The 20,645-nt window shown below is 70.3% G+C and carries 12 protein-coding genes, 1 other RNA gene and 3 pseudogenes; 10 read left to right on the top strand and 6 right to left on the bottom strand.

Features of this window, described 5'->3' with window-relative positions:
* The first annotated feature begins 17 nt into the window (after positions 1–17).
* Both JN350_RS14210 and JN350_RS14205 read left to right on the top strand, forming a co-directional pair.
* Positions 18–1,760 carry a hypothetical protein gene (locus JN350_RS14210; RefSeq protein ID WP_205462594.1) on the top strand — a complete coding sequence of 581 codons (1,743 nt, stop codon included), beginning with the start codon at positions 18–20 and terminating at the stop codon, positions 1,758–1,760.
* Positions 1,747–2,763: a tetratricopeptide repeat protein gene (locus JN350_RS14205; protein ID WP_205462593.1), complete on the top strand. Its 1,017-nt coding sequence runs from the start codon at positions 1,747–1,749 to the stop codon at positions 2,761–2,763. Before JN350_RS14210 ends, JN350_RS14205 begins: the two co-directional genes overlap by 14 nt.
* A 170-nt stretch (positions 2,764–2,933) precedes the next feature.
* On the opposite strand, the gene glgB is transcribed toward JN350_RS14205, so the two are convergent.
* The 3 genes and pseudogenes from glgB to JN350_RS14190 all read right to left on the bottom strand — a co-directional run bounded on the left by glgB (position 2,934) and on the right by JN350_RS14190 (position 9,856).
* Complete coding sequence (gene glgB, locus JN350_RS14200; RefSeq protein WP_205462592.1) at positions 2,934–5,489, bottom strand: 1,4-alpha-glucan branching protein GlgB; 2,556 nt, start codon at positions 5,487–5,489, stop codon at positions 2,934–2,936.
* A pseudogene (locus tag JN350_RS14195) lies at positions 5,486–7,450 on the bottom strand (alpha-1,4-glucan--maltose-1-phosphate maltosyltransferase). Before JN350_RS14195 ends, glgB begins: the two are co-directional and overlap by 4 nt.
* Before the next feature lie 297 nt (positions 7,451–7,747).
* Complete coding sequence (locus tag JN350_RS14190) at positions 7,748–9,856, bottom strand: glycogen debranching protein (RefSeq protein WP_205462591.1); 2,109 nt, start codon at positions 9,854–9,856, stop codon at positions 7,748–7,750.
* A gap of 59 nt (positions 9,857–9,915) precedes the next feature.
* On the opposite strand from JN350_RS14190, the pseudogene JN350_RS14185 reads away from it, so the two are divergent.
* The 8 genes and pseudogenes from JN350_RS14185 (at position 9,916) to JN350_RS14150 (ending at position 17,748) form a co-directional block, all read left to right on the top strand.
* Positions 9,916–11,096 (top strand): annotated as a pseudogene (locus tag JN350_RS14185) (cysteine desulfurase family protein).
* A 60-nt stretch (positions 11,097–11,156) separates the two neighbouring features.
* A protein-coding gene (prfB, locus tag JN350_RS14180) for a peptide chain release factor 2 (RefSeq protein WP_205462590.1) occupies positions 11,157–12,265 on the top strand; the annotation gives its coding sequence in 2 pieces (ribosomal slippage) (positions 11,157–11,712 and positions 11,712–12,265; 1,110 coding nt in all).
* A gap of 61 nt (positions 12,266–12,326) precedes the next feature.
* The gene (gene ftsE / locus JN350_RS14175; protein ID WP_111086441.1) at positions 12,327–13,082 is read left to right on the top strand and encodes a cell division ATP-binding protein FtsE; all 756 of its coding nucleotides are present in this window, start codon (positions 12,327–12,329) and stop codon (positions 13,080–13,082) included.
* A pseudogene (gene ftsX, locus JN350_RS14170) lies at positions 13,079–13,992 on the top strand (permease-like cell division protein FtsX). Before ftsE ends, ftsX begins: the two are co-directional and overlap by 4 nt.
* Before the next feature lie 89 nt (positions 13,993–14,081).
* Positions 14,082–14,558, top strand: coding sequence for an SsrA-binding protein SmpB (smpB, locus tag JN350_RS14165; RefSeq protein WP_205462589.1), 477 nt, complete (start codon positions 14,082–14,084; stop codon positions 14,556–14,558).
* 101 nt (positions 14,559–14,659) lie between these two features.
* Positions 14,660–15,035: a transfer-messenger RNA gene (gene ssrA, locus JN350_RS14160) on the top strand.
* Positions 15,036–15,195: 160 nt separating this feature from the next.
* Entirely contained in the window at positions 15,196–15,990 is a 795-nt protein-coding gene (locus JN350_RS14155) for a hypothetical protein (protein ID WP_205462588.1), read from the top strand.
* Positions 15,991–16,119: 129 nt separating this feature from the next.
* The gene (locus tag JN350_RS14150) at positions 16,120–17,748 is read left to right on the top strand and encodes an APC family permease (RefSeq protein WP_205462587.1); all 1,629 of its coding nucleotides are present in this window, start codon (positions 16,120–16,122) and stop codon (positions 17,746–17,748) included.
* A 36-nt stretch (positions 17,749–17,784) separates the two neighbouring features.
* Here the strand turns inward: JN350_RS14150 and JN350_RS14145 are convergent, their stop codons facing one another.
* From JN350_RS14145 to JN350_RS21025, 3 genes are read right to left on the bottom strand one after another with little or no spacing between them, the layout of a single operon-like run.
* Positions 17,785–19,089: an LLM class flavin-dependent oxidoreductase gene (locus JN350_RS14145; protein ID WP_205462586.1), complete on the bottom strand. Its 1,305-nt coding sequence runs from the start codon at positions 19,087–19,089 to the stop codon at positions 17,785–17,787.
* Between the two features lie 3 nt (positions 19,090–19,092).
* On the bottom strand, positions 19,093–19,623 hold the full coding sequence (locus JN350_RS21030) for a PLP-dependent transferase (protein WP_461964451.1): 531 nt from the start codon (positions 19,621–19,623) through the stop codon (positions 19,093–19,095).
* Between the two features lie 11 nt (positions 19,624–19,634).
* Entirely contained in the window at positions 19,635–20,489 is an 855-nt protein-coding gene (locus JN350_RS21025) for a PLP-dependent transferase (protein ID WP_461963086.1), read from the bottom strand.
* Positions 20,490–20,645: the final 156 nt, after the last annotated feature.

The raw sequence follows: 20,645 nt of genomic DNA, 5'->3' as shown, positions 1-20,645 counted from the left end.
CGGTAGGGAGAGTGTTCGTGCGATTCGTCCTGGCGATCGTCAGTTTCGTCATCGGCCTGCTGCTCGTCGCGTTGGCGGTCGGACAGCGGACCGTGTTCGCTCCGCCGTCCTCGCTCGTCGCGGACAGCTCGACCACCAGCTCCGCTCCGGTCACCGTGATCCCCGGGTCGACGCTCAACGCGAACCCCGGCTACCAGCGCATCAACGTGTCCGGCTCCGGCAAGGTCTTCGCGGCGTACGGCAAGACGGCCGACGTCGACGCGTGGGTCGGCGACGCCGAGCACACCACGCTCCGGTTCGACGCCGAGAGCGCGAAGCTGGTGGGCAAGACCACCGGCTCCGAGGCGTCCGTCCCGTCGCCGAAGGGCAGCGACCTCTGGTACCAGGAGTACGACGGCTCCGGGCAGTTCACGGTCCGTCTGCCACAGGACGTCTCGGTCCTCATCGTCAGCGACGGCACCGCCGCCGCCCCGAGCGACGTCTCGGTCACCTGGCCGAAGGACACCGCGACGCCGTCCGTCGGGCCATTGCTGGTCGCCGGTGGCGTCTTCGCACTCGGTGGCATCGTGCTGCTGGTCCTGGCGTTCCTGCACCAGCGCCGCGGTCGTGGGCCGCGTCGTCGGAGCGGTGGCACCCGACCGCCGCGCGTGCGGGCGTCGCGCCGCGCCGCCGCCGCCGGTGCCCAGGTCCCGACCCGGGGTCGCCGCGGTTCGCGCGCGTTCATCGCGGTCCCCGTGGTGCTGGTCGGCACGCTCGCACTGGCCGGCTGCTCGTCCGACTACTGGCCGCAGGGTGGGGATCCCTCGCTCGCGACCCCGACGCCCACGGCCAGCGCGACCGGCGCGGCGGAGACCACCGAGCCCACGGCGGCGACCAAGCAGCAGATCACCCGCGTGGTCGAGCGGATCGCAGCGGTCGCCGAGAAGGCCGACGGAGCCCGCGACACCGACCTCGCGACGACCCGGTTCACCGGTGCCGCGCTCGACCTGCGGACGGCGAACTACGCCATCCGCGGCAAGGACTCCGAGGTCAAGGCCCCGCCGGCGATCTCAGCCGGTCAGGTGTGCGTCGCGTTGCCACAGCAGACCGACACGTGGCCGCGCACGGTCTTCGTGATCGTCGCCGAGGACTGCGACGCCAAGTCGGCACCGCAGGCCCTGACGCTCGTGCAGGACACCGCGCGCGACCCGTACAAGGTCGCCTACGACGTCTCGCTCGAGGCCGACGCCAAGATCCCGAGCCTCGCGCCGACGTCGATCGGCGCGGCGCTCCTGGCCCCGCAGTCGAAGCTCCTCGCGATCGCCCCGGACCAGGTCGCGACCGCCTACGGCGACATCCTGTCCAAGGACTCGAAGAGCGAGTACGCCGACCTGTTCGCCACCGAGGGTGACGGCCTCCGCACCACCATCGGCAAGGCGTACAAGGACAAGAAGGCGGAGTCCCTGCCGGACACGGCGAAGATCGAGTACTCGTCCGAGGCCCCGGAGGACTCCGCCGTCGCGATCGCGACCGACGACGCCGGCGCGCTCGTCTCCGCCGACCTCAACGAGATCGAGAAGGTGACCCCGACCGCCTCCGGCGCCGAGGTCAACACCGAGGGTGCCGTCAAGGCACTGTCCGGGGTCGACACGAGCAAGAAGGGCATCAGCGCCACGTACGGCGTCCAGCTGCTCTTCTACGTGCCACCGGTCGCCTCGGATGACAAAGTGGTCCTGCTCGGGTTCACGCAGGGCCTGACCGCAGCGAGTGAGGTGCAATGAGCAACATCCCCCGACCCCGTCCGGGCTCCGCGGAGCCGTGGACCTGTCGTCCCTCGTCGACCGCGCACAGCGGCCGCCCCAGCCGCCCGCCGGTGCTCCGGCGCAGGCAGGAAGCCCGACCGGAGCTGCGGTGCCGGGCACCGAGACCGGCGGCGACCTGACCGTCCCGTCGCTCGTCCTCGACGTCACCGACGACGCGTTCCAGGACGTCCTGGAGCTGTCGTCCGTGGTGCCGGTCATCGTCGACATCTGGGCCGAGTGGTGCGGGCCGTGCAAGCAGCTCTCGCCGATCCTCGAGCAGCTGACCGCCGAGTACGGCGGGCGCGTGCTGCTCGCCAAGGTGGACGCCGACACGAACCCGCAGCTCGTCCAGGCGTTCCAGGCGCAGTCGATCCCGACCGTGGCCGCGCTGATCGGCGGACGCCCGCTCGGGCTCTTCGTCGGCGCGCTGCCCGAGGCGCAGGTCCGCGACGTCTACGAGCAGGTCCTCCAGGCAGCCGAGCAGAACGGCGTCTCCGGTCGCGTCACCGTGGACGGTGCCGCCGCGACCGACGACACCGCCGAGCAGGGCGAGCCGGAGCCGGAGGCGCTGCCGCCGCACCACCAGGCCGCGTACGACGCGATCGAGCAGGGCGACTACGCCACGGCGATCACCGAGTACAAGACCGCGATCCTGCAGGACCCGCACGACCAGATGGCCGTCGCGGGGCTCGCGCAGGTGTCGCTGCTGGACCGGCTGAACGGCCACACCGCCGACGACATCCGTGCCGCCGCCGGCGCGGGTCCGAAGGACGTCCCGGCGCAGCTCGCGGTCGCCGACCTCGACATCTCCGGTGGCCACGTCGAGGACGCCTTCGGGCGCCTGCTCGACCTGGTGCCGACGGTGTTCGGCGAGGACCGTGAAGCCCTGCGTGTCCGCCTCGTCGAGTACTTCGAGCTCATCGGGACCGACGACCCGCGCGTGGTCGCGGCCCGCCGTCGCCTGGCGAGCGCCCTGTACTAGACGCGCGCGACGAACGGACGGGAGGCCCGTGGCGGATCCGCCACGGGCCTCCCGTCCGTTCGTGCGGGCGTTCCGACCCCTTGCGCAGGCCATGAGATGACGAATCGCGCGTGGGAGGCCGGGATGTCCGGCCTCCTACGCGCGAAACGGCTTCGTACGCGCGGAACGTCCTACTGCGCGAGCTCGAGCCAGACGGCGCCGAGCGGCGGCACCACGAGGTGCGCCGACGCCGGGCGGCCGGCCCACGGGGTGTCCTCGGCCGTGACGACCCCGAGGTTGCCGACACCGGAGCCGCCGTACTCTGCGGCGTCGGTGTTGAGCACCTCGTGCCACTCACCGGCGCTCGGCAGGCCGAACCGGCGCTCGACGGGCACGCCCGAGAAGTTCACGAACACCGCCAGCCGGTCGTCGCCGGCCTTGCGCAGGAACCCGAGTGTCGAGTGGGGTGCGTCGCCGCCCTCGATCCACTCGAAGCCGTCGGCCGTGCTGTCGTACGTCCAGAGCGCGGGCGTGTCCTTGTAGACCCGGTTCAGGGCAGCGACGAGGTCCTGCACACCGCGGTGCCCGGGCTGATCGAGGAGCCACCAGTCGAGCCCCTTCGCCTCGGACCACTCTGCGGGCTGGGCGAACTCCTGCCCCATGAAGAGCAGCTGCTTGCCGGGGTGGGCCCACATGAACGCCAGGTAGGCCCGGACGTTCGCGAGCTTCTGCCACTCGTCGCCGGGCATCTTGCCGTAGAGCGAGCCCTTGCCGTGCACGACCTCGTCGTGGCTGATCGGCAGGGTGAACTGCTCACTGAAGGCGTAGACGAACGAGAACGTGATCTCGTCGTGGTGGTAGCTGCGGTACGCGGGGTCGCGCTGCACGTACTCGAGCGAGTCGTGCATCCAGCCCATGTTCCACTTCTGGCCGAACCCGAGCCCACCGGCGCTGGTCGGCTGGGTCACGCCGGGCCACGAGGTGCTCTCCTCGGCGATCATCACGATGCCCGGGTAGCGCTTGTACGCGGTGGCGTTCGTCTCCTGCAGGAACGCGACGGCGTCGAGGTTCTCGCGGCCGCCGTGGATGTTCGGCAGCCAGTCGGTGCGGGAGTAGTCGAGGTACAGGATCGAGGCGACGGCGTCGACGCGCAGGCCGTCGATGTGGAACTCCTCGAGCCAGTACAGGGCGTTGGCGACCAGGAAGTTCCGGACCTGCGGCTGCCCGAAGTCGAACACGTAGGTGCCCCAGTCGAGCTGCTCGCCGCGGCGGGGATCCGGGTGCTCGAACAGCGCGTGGCCGTCGAAGCGTCCGAGTGCCCACTCGTCCTTCGGGAAGTGTCCGGGGACCCAGTCGATGATCACGCCGATGCCGGCGGAGTGCAGGCGGTCGATCAGGTACCGCAGGTCGTCGGGGGAGCCGTAGCGTGCGGTCGGTGCGTAGTACCCGGTGACCTGGTAGCCCCACGAGCCGCCGAACGGGTGCTCGGCGAGCGGCAGGAACTCCACGTGCGTGAAGCCCGTGTACTGGACGTGCCCGATGAGCTGGTCGGCGACCTCGCGGTACGACAGCCCGGGGCGCCACGAGCCGAGGTGGACCTCGTAGACGCTCATCGGCTGGTCGTGCGTGGTCGTCTCCGCGCGGCGTTCCATCCAGGCGCGGTCGCCGTCGGACCACGTGTAGCTCGACTCGGTGATGACCGAGGCGGTGGCCGGGGCGATCCCGGCCTCGCGGGCGAACGGGTCCGCGCGCTCGACCCAGCCGGAGTCGGTGAGGATCTGGAACTTGTACCGCTGCCCCGCGACGGCCCCGGGCCAGAACAGCTCCCAGACGCCGAGGTCGCTCAGACGGCGCATCGCCGTGGTGCGGCCCTCCCAGCCCTCGAAGTCGCCGATCACGCGGACGGCGGTGGCTCGGGGTGCCCACACGGCGAACGCGACGCCGTCGACGCCGTCGATCGTGCGGACGTGCGCGCCGAGGTGGTGCCAGAGCTGCTCGTCGCGGCCCTCACCGAACAGGTGCAGGTCGAGTTCGCCGAGCGTCGGGGCGAACCGGTACGCGTCGTCGGTCGTCCAGGTGGCGTCGTCGTCTTCCGAGGACTCGTCGAAGTCGTAGTCGGCCTCGACCCGGTAGCGCCCGAGCTCCTCGGCGGTGGCACCGGCCCAGAGACCGTCGCCCTCGTGGGTCAACTCGACGTCGTCGCCGTCGAGCCGGACGAGCCGGACCGCCTGCGCCAGGTGACGCACCACGCGGACGCTCGTGCCGCCGTCGACGGCGTGCGGGCCGAGGACGTCGTGGGGCTGGGACCAGCGGCCCTCGGCGACCTGTTGGCGCAGCCACTGCTCGACCGGAGCCGGGCGCGGGCTCGTGCTGTCGGCGGTGGCGGGCTCGGGATCCGGCGGCGTCGGGAGGGCGGTCGACGGCGCAACGGTGGACGGGCCTCCGGTCGGAGTGCCCGAGGACGCGACGGCGTCGACGGACGGTCCCCGCGGGTGCGTCGCGTCGGCGGGGTGCCCCGCCAGCGTGGCGGACTCGGCGACCCCGCGGTCGGGCGCCTCGCGCGGTGCAGCGGGAGCACCGGGCAGGTCCTCGTCGGGGGCGGAGACCCGCGGCTCGTAGCGCGGTTCCGGCGCGGCGTCGGACGGTGTCCGCGCGGGCACGGGCGGCGGCGGAGGCGGTACCGGCGGTACGGCGGGGCCGCGGCGCGACGGCGGGGTCGGCTGGGGTGCGGTCGGGTCGTTCGTCATCGGTGCAGTCCTTCCACGACGAGCAGGTGCACGGGTTCCTGGAACGCGTCCAGGCGGACGTAGTTCGACGCGCCCCAGACCCAGCGCTGCCCCGTCACGACGTCACGGACGTCGAACCGGCTGTCGGCCGGCAGGCCGAGCGCAGCGAGGTCCAGGTGCACGGTGGTCTCACGCGCCGAGTGCGGGTCGACGTTCGCCACGACGATCACGGTGTCGGCGTGCCCGGAGCGGATGAACTCGCCGGACAGGTGCTTCGAGTACACGACGGTCGCGGGGTCGTCCGCCGCGTGCACGTGCAGGTTCCGCAGCTGGCGGAGGGCGGGGTGCGCGGCACGGAGCCGGTTGAGCATCGTCACGTACGGGGCGAGCGACGCGCCCTCGGCCTCGGCCAGGGCGAAGTCACGCGGCTTGTACTCGTACTTCTCGTTGTCGATGTTCTCTTCCGAGCCGGGTCGGGCGACGTCCTCGAACAGCTCGTACCCGGAGTACATGCCCCACGTCGGGGCCCCCGTCGCGGCGAGCGCGGCACGCACCTTGTACCCGGCGCGACCGCCGAACTGCAGGTACTCGGTGAGGATGTCCGGCGTGTTCACGAACAGGTTCGGACGCAGGTAGTCGCTCGTCTCGTGCGACAACTCCTCGAAGTAGGACTCGACCTCTTCCTTCGTGTTCCGCCACGTGAAGTACGAGTACGACTGCTGGAACCCGACCTCTGCCAGTGCGCGCATCATCGCCGGACGGGTGAACGCCTCGGCCAGGAACACGGTGTCCGGGTGCTCGTCGCGGACTTCGCGGATCACGCGCTCCCAGAACCAGAGCGGCTTGGTGTGCGGGTTGTCGACCCGGAAGATCCGGATGCCGAAGTCGATCCAGTGCCGCAGGACGCGCAGGACCTCGGCGACCAGGCCCTCGGGGTCGGAGTCGAACTGGATCGGGTAGATGTCCTGGTAGCGCTTCGGCGGGTTCTCGGCCGTGGCGATCGATCCGTCGGCGCGCTGCGTGAACCAGTTCGGGTGCTCGGTGACCCAGGGGTGGTCGGGGAGCACTGCAACGCGAAGTCGAGCGCCACTTCCATGCCGGTGTTCTTCGCGGTCTCGACGAAGTCGCGGAAGTCGTCCTCCGACCCGAGGTCGGGGTGGATCGCGTCGTGACCGCCCTCGGGGAGCCGATCGCCCAGGGGCTGCCGGGGTCGTGCGGCCCCGGGGTGAGCGTGTTGTTCGGGCCCTTGCGTGCGGTCGTGCCGATCGGGTGGATCGGCGGCAGGTAGACGACGTCGAAGCCCATCCGGGCGACGGCGGGCAGACGACGGGCAGCGGTGCGGAAGTCGCCGCTCTTCCAAGACCCGTCCGCGTTCTTCTTCGCGCCCTCGCTGCGCGGGAAGAACTCGTACCAGGCACCGACACCGGCCCGGGTGCGCTCGACGTCGAGCAGCTGCGTCGGGGAGTGCGTGCGGAGCGAGGTGAGCGGTGCTTCCTCGACCTCGGCCACGATGCGCGGGTCGTCGACGGCGGCCAGGCGCTCGGCCGGGTCGAGGTCGGTGTCACGCACCTTGGCTGCCGCACGGGTGGCGGCGGGGAGTCGGTCTCGTCGGCGAGGCGGTCGAGCAGCAGGGCGCCGTCGAGGAGCGTCGCCTCGGTGTCCACCCCGGCCGCGATCTTCAGCCGTGCGGCGTGCAGCCACGTGGCCCAGTCGTCGGAGTAGGACTCGACGTGCCAGGTCCAGACGCCGACGTGGTCGACCTGGACGGTCGCCCCGTACCGGTCGGTCCCGGGCGCGCCGAGGGCCAGGGGGACGGTCCTGGTGCCCCCGTCCGGGCGTTCGAGGACGAGGTCGGCGCCGATGATGCCGTGTCCTTCTCGGAAGACGGTCGCACCGAACGTGATCACCTCGCCGTCGAACGCCTTGCCGGGGAACCCGTTCGGCGTCCTCGGGGCGAGCTCGGTGATCGGGATGCGCCCGATCTTCGGTCGGCGGGGTCGGTCTGCGGTGGCCACGTGCCGAACCTACCCGGAAGCCGCCCGGACGTTCCCCGGAACGCGTGTCGTGTGGACAGCTCGTCGGTCGCTCGTGCCGGTGGAGGGACGGACGGGAGGCGCGGGACGGGGCCGCCACGGGCCTCCCGTCCGACCGTCGATTGGGACCACGTTGCGCCCCGCCGTGGTCATCGCGCCCCGACTCTCCGGGGCGCGATGACGTTGACGGGGCGCAGCGCGCGAGCGCCCGAACGCCCGAACGCCCGAGCGCCCGAACGCCCGGCGCTACGCCGGCTCGAACAGGTGGATGCCGGGGCCGTAGGCGGTGAACACCTGACCGGCGGGGCGGAGCCGCTCGTGGTCACGGTGCTTCTCGCTCGACCACGCGAGGCGGTAGCCGAGCACGTCCTCGCGCACCGGCAGCGTCAGGTCCCGTGTGCGCCCGCTGCCGTGCACGACGACCAGCACGCGGTCGTACGGCTCGTGTTCGGGCGTCGACTCGGCGAAGTACTGCAGGACGCGGTGCACCGGCTGGTCCCAGCCCTCGATGGTCATCGGGTGCCCGTCCGGTCCGTACCAGGACATCCGCGAGGCGCCCGGGGTCTCCTGCCCCTCGACGCCGAAGCGCGTCGGCCGGAGTGCGGGGTGCGCCTGCCGGAACCGGGCGAGCGCGGCGACGGCCTCGGTCATCGACTCGGCGTCCTCGTCGTCGGACCAGTCCACCGGGGTGAGGTCGTCGGAGACGACGTACGCGTTGTTGTTGCCGTGCTGCGTGCGGCTCCGCTCGTCGCCCGCGGTGAGCATCGGCACCCCGGCGGAGAGCAGCAGCGTCGCCGCGAGGTTCCGCATCGACCGGCCGCGCGCTGCCCGGACGCCGCGGTCGGCGGTGTCGCCCTCGACGCCGTGGTTGAACGAGCGGTTGTCGTTCGAGCCGTCGCGGTTCTCCTCGCCGTTCGCCGCGTTGTGCTTGCCGTCGTACGACACCAGGTCGAGCAGCGTGAAGCCGTCGTGGGCGGTGACGAAGTTGACGCTCGCGAGCGGGCCGCGCTCGGCGCCGAACAGATGGCGGGAGCCGGTCAACGCGCCGGCCAGCGCGCCGATGCCGGTGTGGGGCATGCCGTTGCGGCGTTCCTCGGCGATGTCGGTGAGCCAGAACTGGCGGACCGTGTTGCGGAAGCCGTCGTTCCACTCACTGGTGCGGTCGCCGGCCGCCCCGAACGAGCCGGTCTTCCAACCGTCGGGTCCGACGTCCCACGGCTCGGCGATGACCAGGGTGTCCTGCAGGTCGGGGTGGTTCCGGATCCGCTCGAGCAGCGGGTGCGACGGGTCGAAGACGTGGTCGGCGTTCCGGGCCAGGGCGGCCATCAGGTCGAAGCGGAAGCCGTCGACCTGCACCTCGCGCGCCCAGTAGACCAGGCTGTCGACGATCAGGTCCGCCGTGGACTCCACGGAGGTGTCCAGGGTGTTCCCGCAGCCGGTGGTGTCGTAGTAGGTGTCCCGGAACGGCGGGTGCGCCTGGGTCCACCGGTACCGGTCCGCGCCGTCGATGCCGCGCAGGCTGGTGGTGGGTCCGCCGAGGCCCTCTTCCGCCGTGTGGTTGTAGACGACGTCGAGCACCACCTGGATGCCGGCCTCGTGCAGCAGTCGGACCATGCCCTTGAACTCGCGCAGGACCGCGGACGCGCCCTCCGCCCGTGCGGGTGCCGAGGCGTGCGCGGCGTGCGGCGCGAAGAACCCGAGCGTGTTGTAGCCCCAGGCGTTCTCGCGGCCGGCGTCCCGCAACCAGTTCTCGGTGTCGAACGCGTGCACCGGCAGGAGCTCGAGCGTCGTGACGCCGATCCGGTGCAGGTGCGCGATGGTGCTCTCGTGCGCCACCCCGGCGTACGTGCCGCGCAGGTGCTCCGGCAGGTGCGGGTTCGCGGCGGTCAGGGTGCGGACGTTCGCCTCGTAGACCACGGCGCGGTCGAGCGGGACCGTGGGCTTCACGATGCCGCCCCAGTCGAAGGCGTCGTCCACGACGACGCTCGTCCAGCGGGGCGCGCGGGTCCCGGTGTCGGTTCCGGTCCCGGTGTCGGTTCCGGCCTCGTCCGCGCCGGTCGGGACGATGCCGCGCGCGTACGGGTCGAGCAGGGGCCGCGTCGGGTCGAACTCGTTGCGCGGTCCGACGGGCCCGTCGACGAGCAGGTGGTAGCGGTCACCCGGGGCGATGCCGGGGGTCTCGGCCGTCCACAGGTCGGTCGCCGGCAGCCGCTCGAGCGGGTACCGGACCGACTGCCCGTCCGCTCGCTCGACGACCACGACGACGGCCGTGGCGGTGGCGGACCGCAGGGAGAACCGCGGGACGTCGGCCCCGAGGTCGAACCCCGGGGTGTGGTCGATCGCTGTCTCGTGCACCCGACAAGGGTACGAGGACCGACGCGTATCCTGGACACCGCTCGTTCCAGGGGGTGCAGATGCCGGTCTACCTCGACCACGCCGCGACGACGCCGATCCTGCCGGAGGCGCTCGCCGCGTTCACCGACGCGCTCGGAACCGTCGGCAACCCGTCGTCGATCCACAGCGCCGGGCAGCGCGCCAAGATGCTGCTCGAGGACGGCCGCGCCGCGGTCGCCCGGTCGCTCGACGCCGACACCGTCGAGGTCGTGTTCACCTCCGGCGGCACCGAGAGCATCAACCTCGCCGTGAAGGGCCTGTTCTGGGCGCGTCAACGCGACCGTGCCCGCCCCCGCATCGTCGTCCCGGGCGGCGAGCACCACGCCACCGTCGACACCCTGACCTGGTTGGAGACGCACGAGGGTGCCGTCATCGACGTGGTCCCGTTGGACGCGCAGGGTCGCGTCGACCTCGTCGGACTGGAGGCACGACTCGCCTCCGCCGACGACGTCGCCCTGGTCACGTTCCTGTGGGCGAACAACGAGGTGGGCACCATCCAGCCCGTGTCACGCATCGTGGAGCTGGCGCACGCCGCCGGCGTGCCCGTGCACAGCGACGCCGTCGCCGCCTACGGCCAGGTGCCGGTGTCGTTCGCCGCGTCCGGCCTCGACGCCCTGAGCGTCTCCGCCCACAAGGTCGGTGGGCCGGTCGGCATCGGTGCACTGGTGCTCGGGCGGAAGGCCACCGTCGAGCCCCTCATCCACGGCGGCGGGCAGCAGCGGCAGGTGCGGAGCGGCACCCAGGACGCCCCGCTGCGGCGTCGTTCGGCGTCGCGGCCGCGACGGTCGCCGCCGAGCCGATGCCGCATCCGTCGCTCGTGGCCCTGCGCGACCGGCTCGTCGCCGGTGTCCGCGCGGCCGTGCCGTCCGCCGTGCTGATGGGCGACCCCGACGACCGGCTGCCCGGCAACGCGCACTTCACGTTCCCGGGCTGCGAGGGCGACTCGCTGCTGTTCCTGCTCGACGCGGCCGGGGTGGCGGTGTCGACCGGTTCGGCGTGCCAGGCCGGCGTGCCCGAGGCATCGCACGTGCTGCTCGCGATGGGACTGTCGGAGCAGGACGCCCGCGGCGCGCTCCGGATCACGCTCGGACACACCTCGACCGACGCGGACGTCGACGCCTTCCTGGCGGCGCTGCCGGACGCGGTCGCACGGGCCGGGGCTGCGGGCATGGCGTCGCGGGAGCCGCTGCTGGGGCGGTAGAGCGCCCTCCGGCGGGGGTGCGACGCCGACCGGCCTGCCGCGCCGGTAGGATCGGTGACCATGGTCGAACTGGACTTCACCGAGCAGCTCTCCGCCCTCCGAGAGACCTTCGGCAACATCCGCTCGGTGGTCGACGTCGACCGCCTGCAGCGCGAGATCGCCGACCTCAGCGAGCAGGCGGGCGCCCAGGACCTCTGGGACGACGTCGAGCACGCGCAGCAGGTGACGAGCGCGCTCTCGCACCGGCAGTCGGAGCTCAAGAAGATCACCGACACCGAGCGACGCATCGACGACCTCGAAGTGTTGGTCGAGATGGCGAACGAGGGTGACGACCAAGACTCCGCCGACGAAGCCGTCGCCGAGCTCAAGGCGATCCAGAAGACCATGGGCGACCTCGAGGTGCAGACGCTCCTCGACGGCGAGTACGACGACCGCCCCGCCGTGATCACCATCCGGGCCGGGGCCGGCGGCGTCGACGCCGCGGACTTCGCCGAGATGCTCATGCGCATGTACCTGCGGTACGCCGAGCAGCACGGCTTCAAGACCACCGTGATGGAGACGTCCTACGCCGAGGAAGCGGGCATCAAGTCCGCCACGTTCGAGGTCGACGCCCCCACGCCTTCGGCACCCTGTCGATCGAGGCCGGCACCCATCGCCTCGTCCGCATGTCGCCGTTCGGCGCAGCGGGCAAGCGGCAGACCTCGTTCGCCGCGGTCGAGGTCATCCCGCTCATGCCGGAGACGATGGTCATCGACATCCCTGAGAACGACATCCGCGTCGATGTCTTCCGCTCGTCGGGCCCCGGCGGGCAGTCCGTCAACACGACGGACTCCGCGGTCCGCCTGACGCACATCCCGACCGGCACCGTCGTCTCGATGCAGAACGAGAAGTCGCAGATCCAGAACCGTGCGGCCGCCATGCGCGTGCTGCAGTCGCGCCTGCTCCTCCTGAAGAAGGAAGAGGAGAACGCGAAGAAGAAGGAGCTCGCCGGCAACATCACGGCGAGCTGGGGCGACCAGATCCGGTCCTACGTGCTGGCGCCGTACCAGATGGTCAAGGACCTGCGGAGCGAGCACGAGGTGAACAACCCCTCAGCCGTGTTCGACGGCGACCTGGACGGCTTCATCAACGCCGGCATCCGCTGGCGCAAGCAATCCGTCGACGCGTAGGGGTTCGTGAGCCGCGCGCCTCGCTTGCTTTCCGAGCGGGGCGACCTACCCTGATCCGGTCATGATCAAATTCGACCAGGTCACCAAGGTCTACTCGGGCAACCCGAGTCCGGCGCTCGACAACCTCACCCTCGAGATCCTCAAGGGCGAGTTCGTGTTCCTCGTGGGCGCCTCGGGTTCCGGCAAGTCCAGCTTCCTGCGACTCGTGCTCAAGGAGGAGAAGCCCTCACGCGGCCAGATCCACGTGCTCGGGCAACGCCTCGGCTCCCTGGCGTCGCGGAAGGTCCCGTACTTCCGGCGCAACCTCGGCGTCGTGTTCCAAGACTTCCGACTCCTGCCGAACAAGAACGTCTTCGACAACGTCGCGTTCTCGCTGCAGGTGATCGGCAAGAGCAAGGGCTTCATCAGCGAGGCCGTGACCGACGTGCTGAAGCTCGTCGGGCTCGCCGGCAAGGCGACCCGCATGCCGCACGAGCTCTCCGGTGGTGAGCAGCAGCGCGTGGCGATCGCCCGCGCCGTCGTCAACAAGCCGGCGATCCTGCTGGCCGACGAGCCCACCGGCAACCTGGACCCCACCACGTCCGCCGGCATCATGGCGCTCCTCGAACGCATCAACCAGGGAGGCACCACCGTGCTCATGGCGACCCACGACGCCAGCATCGTCAACCAGATGCAGCGTCGGGTCATCGAGCTGTCGAACGGCACGGTCCTCCGTGACGAGCAATCCGGCGGCTACCAGACCCAGGCGGTCCCGATCCAGCGCGGCACCGTGTCGAACACCACCGGCATCCAGACCATCCCGGGGCTCATCCGATGAGGCTCGGGCTCGTCATGTCCGAGGTCGGCTCGGGCCTTCGGCGCAACGCGTCGATGGTCGTCTCCGTCGTCCTCGTGACCTTCATCTCGCTCACCTTCGTCGGGACCGCGATCCTGCTCCAGATGCAGATCAACCAGATGAAGGGGTACTGGTACGACCGGGCGCAGGTCGCCGTCTACCTGTGCACCGACACCGACACCACCGGCAACTGCACGGGTGCCAAGGCCACCGAGGACCAGCGGAAGCAGGTCCAGGCCCAGCTCGAGTCGTCCACCCTCAAGCCGTACATCGAGAAGACGTACTACGAGGACCAGGACCAGGCGTTCACCCGCTTCAAGGAGCAGTTCAAGGACTCCGCGGCGACCGAGTTCGTCAAGCCCGAGTACCTCAACGAGACCTTCTGGGTGAACCTGAAGAACCCGTCGCAGGCCGACGTCCTCGTCGAGAGCCTGTCGAAGGTCGCCGGTGTGCAGAGCGTCGTCGACCAACGCGGCTACCTGCAACCGATCTTCAACCTCCTGAACGCGTCGTCGTACACGGCGATCGGCATCGCGGCGCTCATGCTCGTCGCCGCCGTGCTCCTCATCGCGACCACGATCCGGTTGTCCGCGTTCAGTCGCCGGCGAGAGCTCGGCATCATGCGGCTGGTCGGTGCGTCGAACCGGTTCATCCAGACGCCGTTCGTGCTCGAGGGGTGATCGCCGCCGCCATCGGAGCCGTCCTGGCGGGTGGTGCCATCACCGCGGTCGTGTGGTTCTTCGTCCGGAACTTCCTGGCCGAGCGCTTCACCGGCACGGCGTTCATCGGCATGGGCGACGCGGCCATCGTGGTGCCGTCGGTGATCGTCATCGGGGTGTTGCTCGCCGCGGTGTCGGCGTCGATCGCCATCCGCCGCTACCTCAAGGTCTGATCCGCCGCGCCGGGAAGGTGCGTGGGGTCCCTGCTGTTGGGTAGTCTGTAGGGCTGCGCAGTGCAGTGCCCGGAACGAGAGGAGTCGTCATGGCGAAGGAACGCGGTGAGAAGATCGTCGCGACGAACCGTCGCGCCCGACACGACTACCTCATCGAGGACACGTACGAGGCCGGCATGGTCCTGTCCGGCACCGAGGTGAAGTCGCTGCGCATGGGACGCGCCTCGCTGGTCGACGGGTACGCCTACATCGACCGGGGCGAGGCCTGGATCGATGCGGTGCACATCCCCGAGTACACCGAGGGAACGTGGAACAACCACGCACCGCGGCGCAAGCGGAAGCTGCTCCTCCACAAGCAGCAGATCGTGAAGATCTCGCACAAGACGTCACAGGGCGGCTACACCCTCGTGCCGCTGCAGATCTACTTCCACGACGGTCGGGCCAAGATCGAGATCGCGGTCGCCAAGGGCAAGCGCGAGTTCGACAAGCGGCAGGCCCTGCGGGAGAAGACCGACAAGCGTGAGGCCGAGCGGGCAATGCGCACGAAGAACCGCGTCGGCGAGTAGCGCCCTCGCGCCTTGGTCAGCTAGGCTGGGGGACTGCTCCGATCGGAGCAGCGGCAACACAACTCAACAGCGTGACAGCGGCTCGCACGTCCGGCCCGCATGGGGATGATCGGTTTCGACATTGCCTGTGTGCCGACGGGAAGCGGGCCGAGGACCCACGGTTATCTCGTGAACGATCCGTGGAAAACAACAAGTGCCGATTCCAAGCGCACTGACTTCGCTCTCGCTGCGTAAGCAGCCCAGCACATGAAGTCCGTCGGCCAGGTGACCGTCCCCTAACCTGATCCCGGCGTCATCCAGAGGACTTGCTGCACGGTTGCGCCTCAGGGCCGTGCGGGACTTGCACTGAGACTGGGCCCGTCGTCCTAGAAGCCGGTAGCAAAGGACGGGGCCGAGCAGAACGAACTATCCGGATACGCCCGTAGAAGACGTCGAATTGCAGCGATGGACGGGGGTTCGATTCCCCCATCTCCACCATTCGCCGGTCGTCGAGCCGCTGTCACCACGTGTTGCACGAACGCCCCGTCACCGTCCCTGGACGATGCCGGGGCGTTCGCTGTCTCGCCACGTCAGGGGACTACGCTCCGGAGGAGGCGCAGGGAAACGCCCGCGTCGATCCCGAACGGAAGGCCCCCACGTGGTGCAGGAGATCGCGATCCGAGTCCGTCTGCGCGAGCAGGAGCGAGTGGTGCTCGCCGACTACGAGCGGATCGTCGGGTCCGTCGCGACGGTCGCAGCCCTCGCCGCCTGGCTGCCCACGCCCGACGCTCGCCTGGTCGTCCGCGGCCGGGGTGCCGAGCCCGTGCGCCTCGAGACCGTCACCTACGGTTCGGTCGTCGAGATGCTCGTCGTGCTCGACCAGCGCTCGGCTGCCGTCGAGCGGGGTGCCGCAGCGATCGCGGCGCTGATCGAGTCGGTGCGGTACGAGCACGTCGCCGACGACGTGGCCGGGGTCGCCGGTGAGCTGGACCGCCTGGACCGCGCTGCGCCGCGTGGGCGGTCGGTCGTCGAGCGGACGCTCCGCACGTTCCTCGAGGGTGCGCGCGCCGACGTCCTGGCACGCAAGACCACGACCCGCGTGCGGACCGCGCAGGCGCTGTTGCGTCTCGCCGAGGACGACGCGGTGCTCACCGTCGAGCGGGTCACCGATGCGCTCGCGCCCGTACTCGAGGAGCACGCGGTCGACGTCGCGCTGGACACGGGTTCCGCCGTGGTCGTCGAGCCGATCGACGGGGTCGAGTCGCCGGAGCAGGCGACGGTCCTGCCGTTGCCCTCGGCGCAAGCGAAGCAGGAGAAGTCGGAGAAGAAGCCGTCCAAGAAGAAGGACGACGGCAAGAAGAAGTCGGACGAGAAGAAGTCCGACAAGAAGAAGTCCGACAAGAAGAAGTCGGGCAAGAAGGACGACGGCAAGAAGAAGAAGTCCAAGATGTAGCAGCCTGAGTGCTTATACAGCACAATTGTTTCCGGCGTGTTACAAAATCCGGCCAAGCCGCGGCCACGGTGCCAGAGTCGATGAGCGCGACCCCCGTTCGTGGGGCCCGCTCACTCGACGGGAGCAGCAGTGGCTACAACGACGACGCCGGCGTTGCCGGACTCCGGCCTCAAGCGGAACGTGGGCTTCATCGGGCTCATCTGGGCCTCGACGGGGTCGATCATCGGCTCCGGTTGGCTCTTCGGGTCGCAGGAGGCCCTGAAGACCGCCGGCCCGGCCGCGATCATCTCGTGGCTCATCGGTGGTGTGGCGATCCTCGTCCTCGCCCTCGTGCACGCCGAACTCGGCGGCATGTTCCCGATCGCGGGCGGGACGGCGCGGTTCCCGCACATCGCGTTCGGGGGCGTCGCCGGTGCGTCGTTCGGCTGGTTCTCCTGGTTGCAGTCCGTGACCGTCGCCCCGATCGAGGTCGAGGCGATGATCAAGTACGCGCAGCACTGGCAGTTCGCGCACCCGTGGCTGCACACCACGACGGTGGACGGGGAGACGCAGCAGCTGCTCACCGGCGCGGGCATCGCGGTCGCCGTCCTGCTCATGGCGGTGGTCACGGTGATCAACCTGTTCAGCGTCCGGATCCTCGCGAACACGAACTCGGCGGCGACGTGGTGGAAGGTCGCCATCCCGCTGCTGGTCATCGTCGTGCTGGCGTTCAGCGGGTTCCACGGCTCGAACTTCACGGCGGCCGACGGCTTCATGCCCGAGGGTGCCAAGGGGGTCCTGGCGGCCGTGTCCACCTCCGGCATCATCTTCGCCTTCCTCGGGTTCGAGCAGGCCGACCAGCTCGCGGGTGAGGCGAAGAACCCGCGACGGGACATCCCGCGTGCCGTCATCGGCTCGGTGCTCATCGGGCTGGTGATCTACCTGCTGCTGCAGGTCGTGTTCCTCGGGGTGCTCCGGTCGGATGCGATCCAGGGGTCCTGGGCCACCGCTGACTTCACGAAGTACACGGGCCCGTTCGCCGACATCGCGATGGCCGCCGGCATCACCTGGCTGGCGGTGGTCATCTTCATCGACGCGATCATCTCGCCCGCGGGGACCGGGCTGATCTACGTGACGGCGACGAGCCGCATCTCCTACGGGCTCAGTCGCAACGGGTACTTCCCGAAGGCGTTCGAGTGGACGACGAAGCAGGGCGTGCCCTGGGTCGGGCTCGTCACGGCGTTCGTCGTCGGTTGCGCGTGCTTCGCTCCGTTCCCGTCGTGGCAGGGGCTGGTGAGCCTCATCACGAGCGCGTCGGTCCTGATGTACGCCGGTGCCCCGTTGGCGCTCGGTGCGTTCCGGAAGCGGATCCCGGAGATCGAGCGCCCCTACCGGATGCCCGCCGCTGCAGTCCTGTCGCCGATCGCGTTCATCGTCGCGAACCTCATCATCCTGTGGACCGGGTGGGACACCGACTGGGAAGCTCGGCGTCGCGATCCTCATCGGTGCCGTGGTGATCGTCCTGAACAACGTGTTCCGTGGCCGGTCCAGCGTCCGGCCGCGATGGGACTGGAAGGCGGCACAGTGGCTGCTGCCGTACCTGATCGGCATGGGGCTCATCGTGTTCCTCAGCGACTTCGGTCCGCTGACGCACCCGGTGTTCCCGCTGTGGATCGACATCGTCGTCGTCGCGGTGTTCTCGCTGGTGGTCTACTACTGGGCGATCAACTCCGCGTCGGACCGTGCGGAGATCCTCCGAACGGCCGACGACGTGCGTGACGTCGAGGAATCAGGCGTGGTCGAGCCGGTCCACCACTAGAAGTCGAACAGGTTCGCCCGGATGCCCCCGGCGCCGTACTCCCGCCGCAGGAGCCCACGGCGCCGGAGCACCGGCACGAGGTCGCCGAACATCCGGTGGATCTGCGCCGGGTGCAGGTCGCCCGAGAAGATGATGCCGTCGTTGTCGGCGTCCGACCCGAGTTCCTCGATGAAGTCGGCGAACTCGTCGGCGGTTCCGACGAAGCCCTCGTGCGAGGACACCCGCCCCTTGCGGGCCTTGCGTTCCAGGAGCGTGCGCAGCGGGGCGTCCGGGGTGTCGCCGAGCAGCCCGCGGATCGTGCCGGCGGAGACGTGGTCGCCGAAGGTGCCGTCCGGCACGGGAGCATCGAGGTCGAGCGCGAGCAGGTCCGTCTCGGAGTCGCTCGACCACGCGATCGCCGCGGTCCGCAGGTCGTCGTCGGACGGGTGCCGGGACGCTTCGACGATGCGGTCGGCCTCGTCGGACGACGAGACGATCTCGGGCTTGAGGACGAACAGGATGCGCAGGTCGGCGGCCTTGCGTCCGGCGTTCCGCGCTGCGGCGATCACGCGACCGCGGTAGTCCGCCACCGCGGCGGCCGACAGCGGCGCGAGCGCGAGTTGCACGTCCGAGTGGGTCCCGGCGAACGCGAGGCCCCGACCGGAACCACCAGGGGAGACGACCACCGGGTCCGAGTCGAGCGGCAGTGCGTTGAGCGGACCGTCGGCGGTGAAGTACTCGCCCTCGTGGTGGAAGGCGTCGAGCGCGTCGCCGTCAGCGAAACTCCAGTCCGATCGGTTCCCGATGAACCCGGATCCCCAGGAACCCCAGAGCCGGCGGAGCAGCGTGATCCACTCCTCGGCACGGCCGTACGCCTGGTCGTGCGGCAGCGGTGGCAGACCGGCGTGCCGGGCACTGCCGACGTCGGTCACGACGTTGATGCCGAGGCGCTCCGACGACAGGTGCGCCAGCGTGGCGAACTGTCGTGCAGCCAGGTACGGCGGCGTGAAGCCGGCGTTCACGGTCGGCGCGATGCCGATGTGCGAGGTCGCCGCGAACAGGTACGGCGCGAGCAGCAGCGGGTCGTGCTTCGGGCCGCCGTACGCCTGGCGGATGCGCAGGTCGAGCGTCGACGGGTTGCCGAGCGAGATGGCGTCCTCGGCGATGACCAGGTCCATGCCGGCCTGCTCGAGCGTGCGGACGGACTGCTGGTACAGGTCGGGCTTGGTCCAGTCGTGGCCCCAGTCCCAGTCCGAGCGCCCCCACGCCTGCGGGCCGAACCCGCGCGAGAAGAAGTACCCGAAGTGTTGCGGTCGTGCCATCGTCTAGAGCTCCTCCGAGATCACGTGCGTGCCTGGGACCGAGTGTTCCAGGGACGCGCGCTCCGCGTCGGACGTGCCACGGGCCTCCAGGCTCTCCCCGTCGATCCCGGAACGCAACGCGGCGAACCCGCGCTCCAGGTCGCGGAGCAGGTCCGCGGCGTCCTCGATGCCGACCGACAGTCGGATGAGCCCGTCGTCGATGCCTTGGTCGGCGCGCTCTGCGGCGGTCTTGCCGGCGTGGGTCGTCGTCGCGGGGTGCAGGATCAGCGAGCGGACGTCACCCAGGTGGGTCATCCGGCTGAACAGCTGGACGCTGTCGATGAAGGTGTGCGCGGCGGCTTCGCCGCCCGCCAGCGTGAACGCGAAGACGGAGCCGGCTCCGCGCGGCAGGTAGCGCTGGGCGAGGTCGTGGAACGGACTGGAGGCCAGGCCCGCGTGGTCGACGCTCGTCACCTCCGGCTGTGCTTCCAACCACTGCGCCACCGCCAGCGCGTTCGCGCTGTGGCGTTCGACGCGCAGGCTCAGCGTCTCGATGCCCTGGCGGATCAGGAACGCGTTGAACGGCGACGGGGTGGGGCCGATGCGCGAGGCGACGACGTCACGGGCGAAGACGACGAACGCCCGGTTGCCGTAGCGCTCGACGTAGCTGTCGCCGCCGAGCGACCGCTCCGGGCTGGTGAGGTGCTGCCAGCGCTCGGGGAGGCGGACCAGTCGAACGTGCCGCCGTCGACGACCACACCGCCGAGGCCCGCGCCGTGGCCGGACAGGAACTTCGAGGCCGAGTGGATGACGATGTCGGCGCCGTGCTCGACCGGACGGACCAAGTACGGCGTCGCCAGCGTGTTGTCCACGATCAGGGGGACGCCGGCACGGTGCGCGGTGTCGGCGACGCCGGTGATGTCGAGGACGTCGTTCTTCGGGTTCGGGATCGTCTCGGCGAAGAACGCCTTCGTGTTCGGGCGGACGAGCCGTGCCCACTCGTCGAGGTCGCGCTGGTCGGCGACGAAGTCGACCTCGATGCCGAGGCGGCCGAGGTTCTGCACGAGCAGCCCCTTGGTGCCCTCGTAGATGCTGCGGGCGGCGACGACGTGGTCGCCGGCCTGCAGGAGGCCGAGGAACGCGATGGTGGCCGCCGCCTGGCCGCTGCCGACGAGGATCGCCTCGACGCCCCGCTCGAGCAGGGCGACGCGGCGCTCGACGTCGGCGTTCGTCGGGTTGCCGAGGCGGGTGTAGGTGTAGCCGTCCTCGGTGCCGGCGAAGCGGTCGCGCGCCTGGTCGAAGTCGTCGAACAGGAAGCCGGAGGACATGTGGATGGCGGGGATCCGTGCGCCGTGCCCTGCGTCGGGCACGAAGCCGCCGTGCACCTGTTCGGTCGAGAAACCGTGATCGTCGTTCGCCATGGGACACCTCCGGGAGTCGTCTGGCGGTAGCCTCGCAGCCTTCGCTGCGCGGACGAGGCGATTGCGGCGTTCCGTTACGCGGAACCGGGGCTGCGCACCTTCTTTTCGACACTCCACGAGTCGATCACCGCGTGGATCGTCGCGGACGTCGTACGA

This window comes from Curtobacterium sp. 24E2, from assembly GCF_016925595.1.
In the GTDB taxonomy this organism is placed as follows: Bacteria; Actinomycetota; Actinomycetes; order Actinomycetales; family Microbacteriaceae; genus Curtobacterium.
The sequence above is the reverse complement of the archived record's forward strand: the minus strand, read 5'-3'. Positions and strand labels throughout refer to the sequence as shown.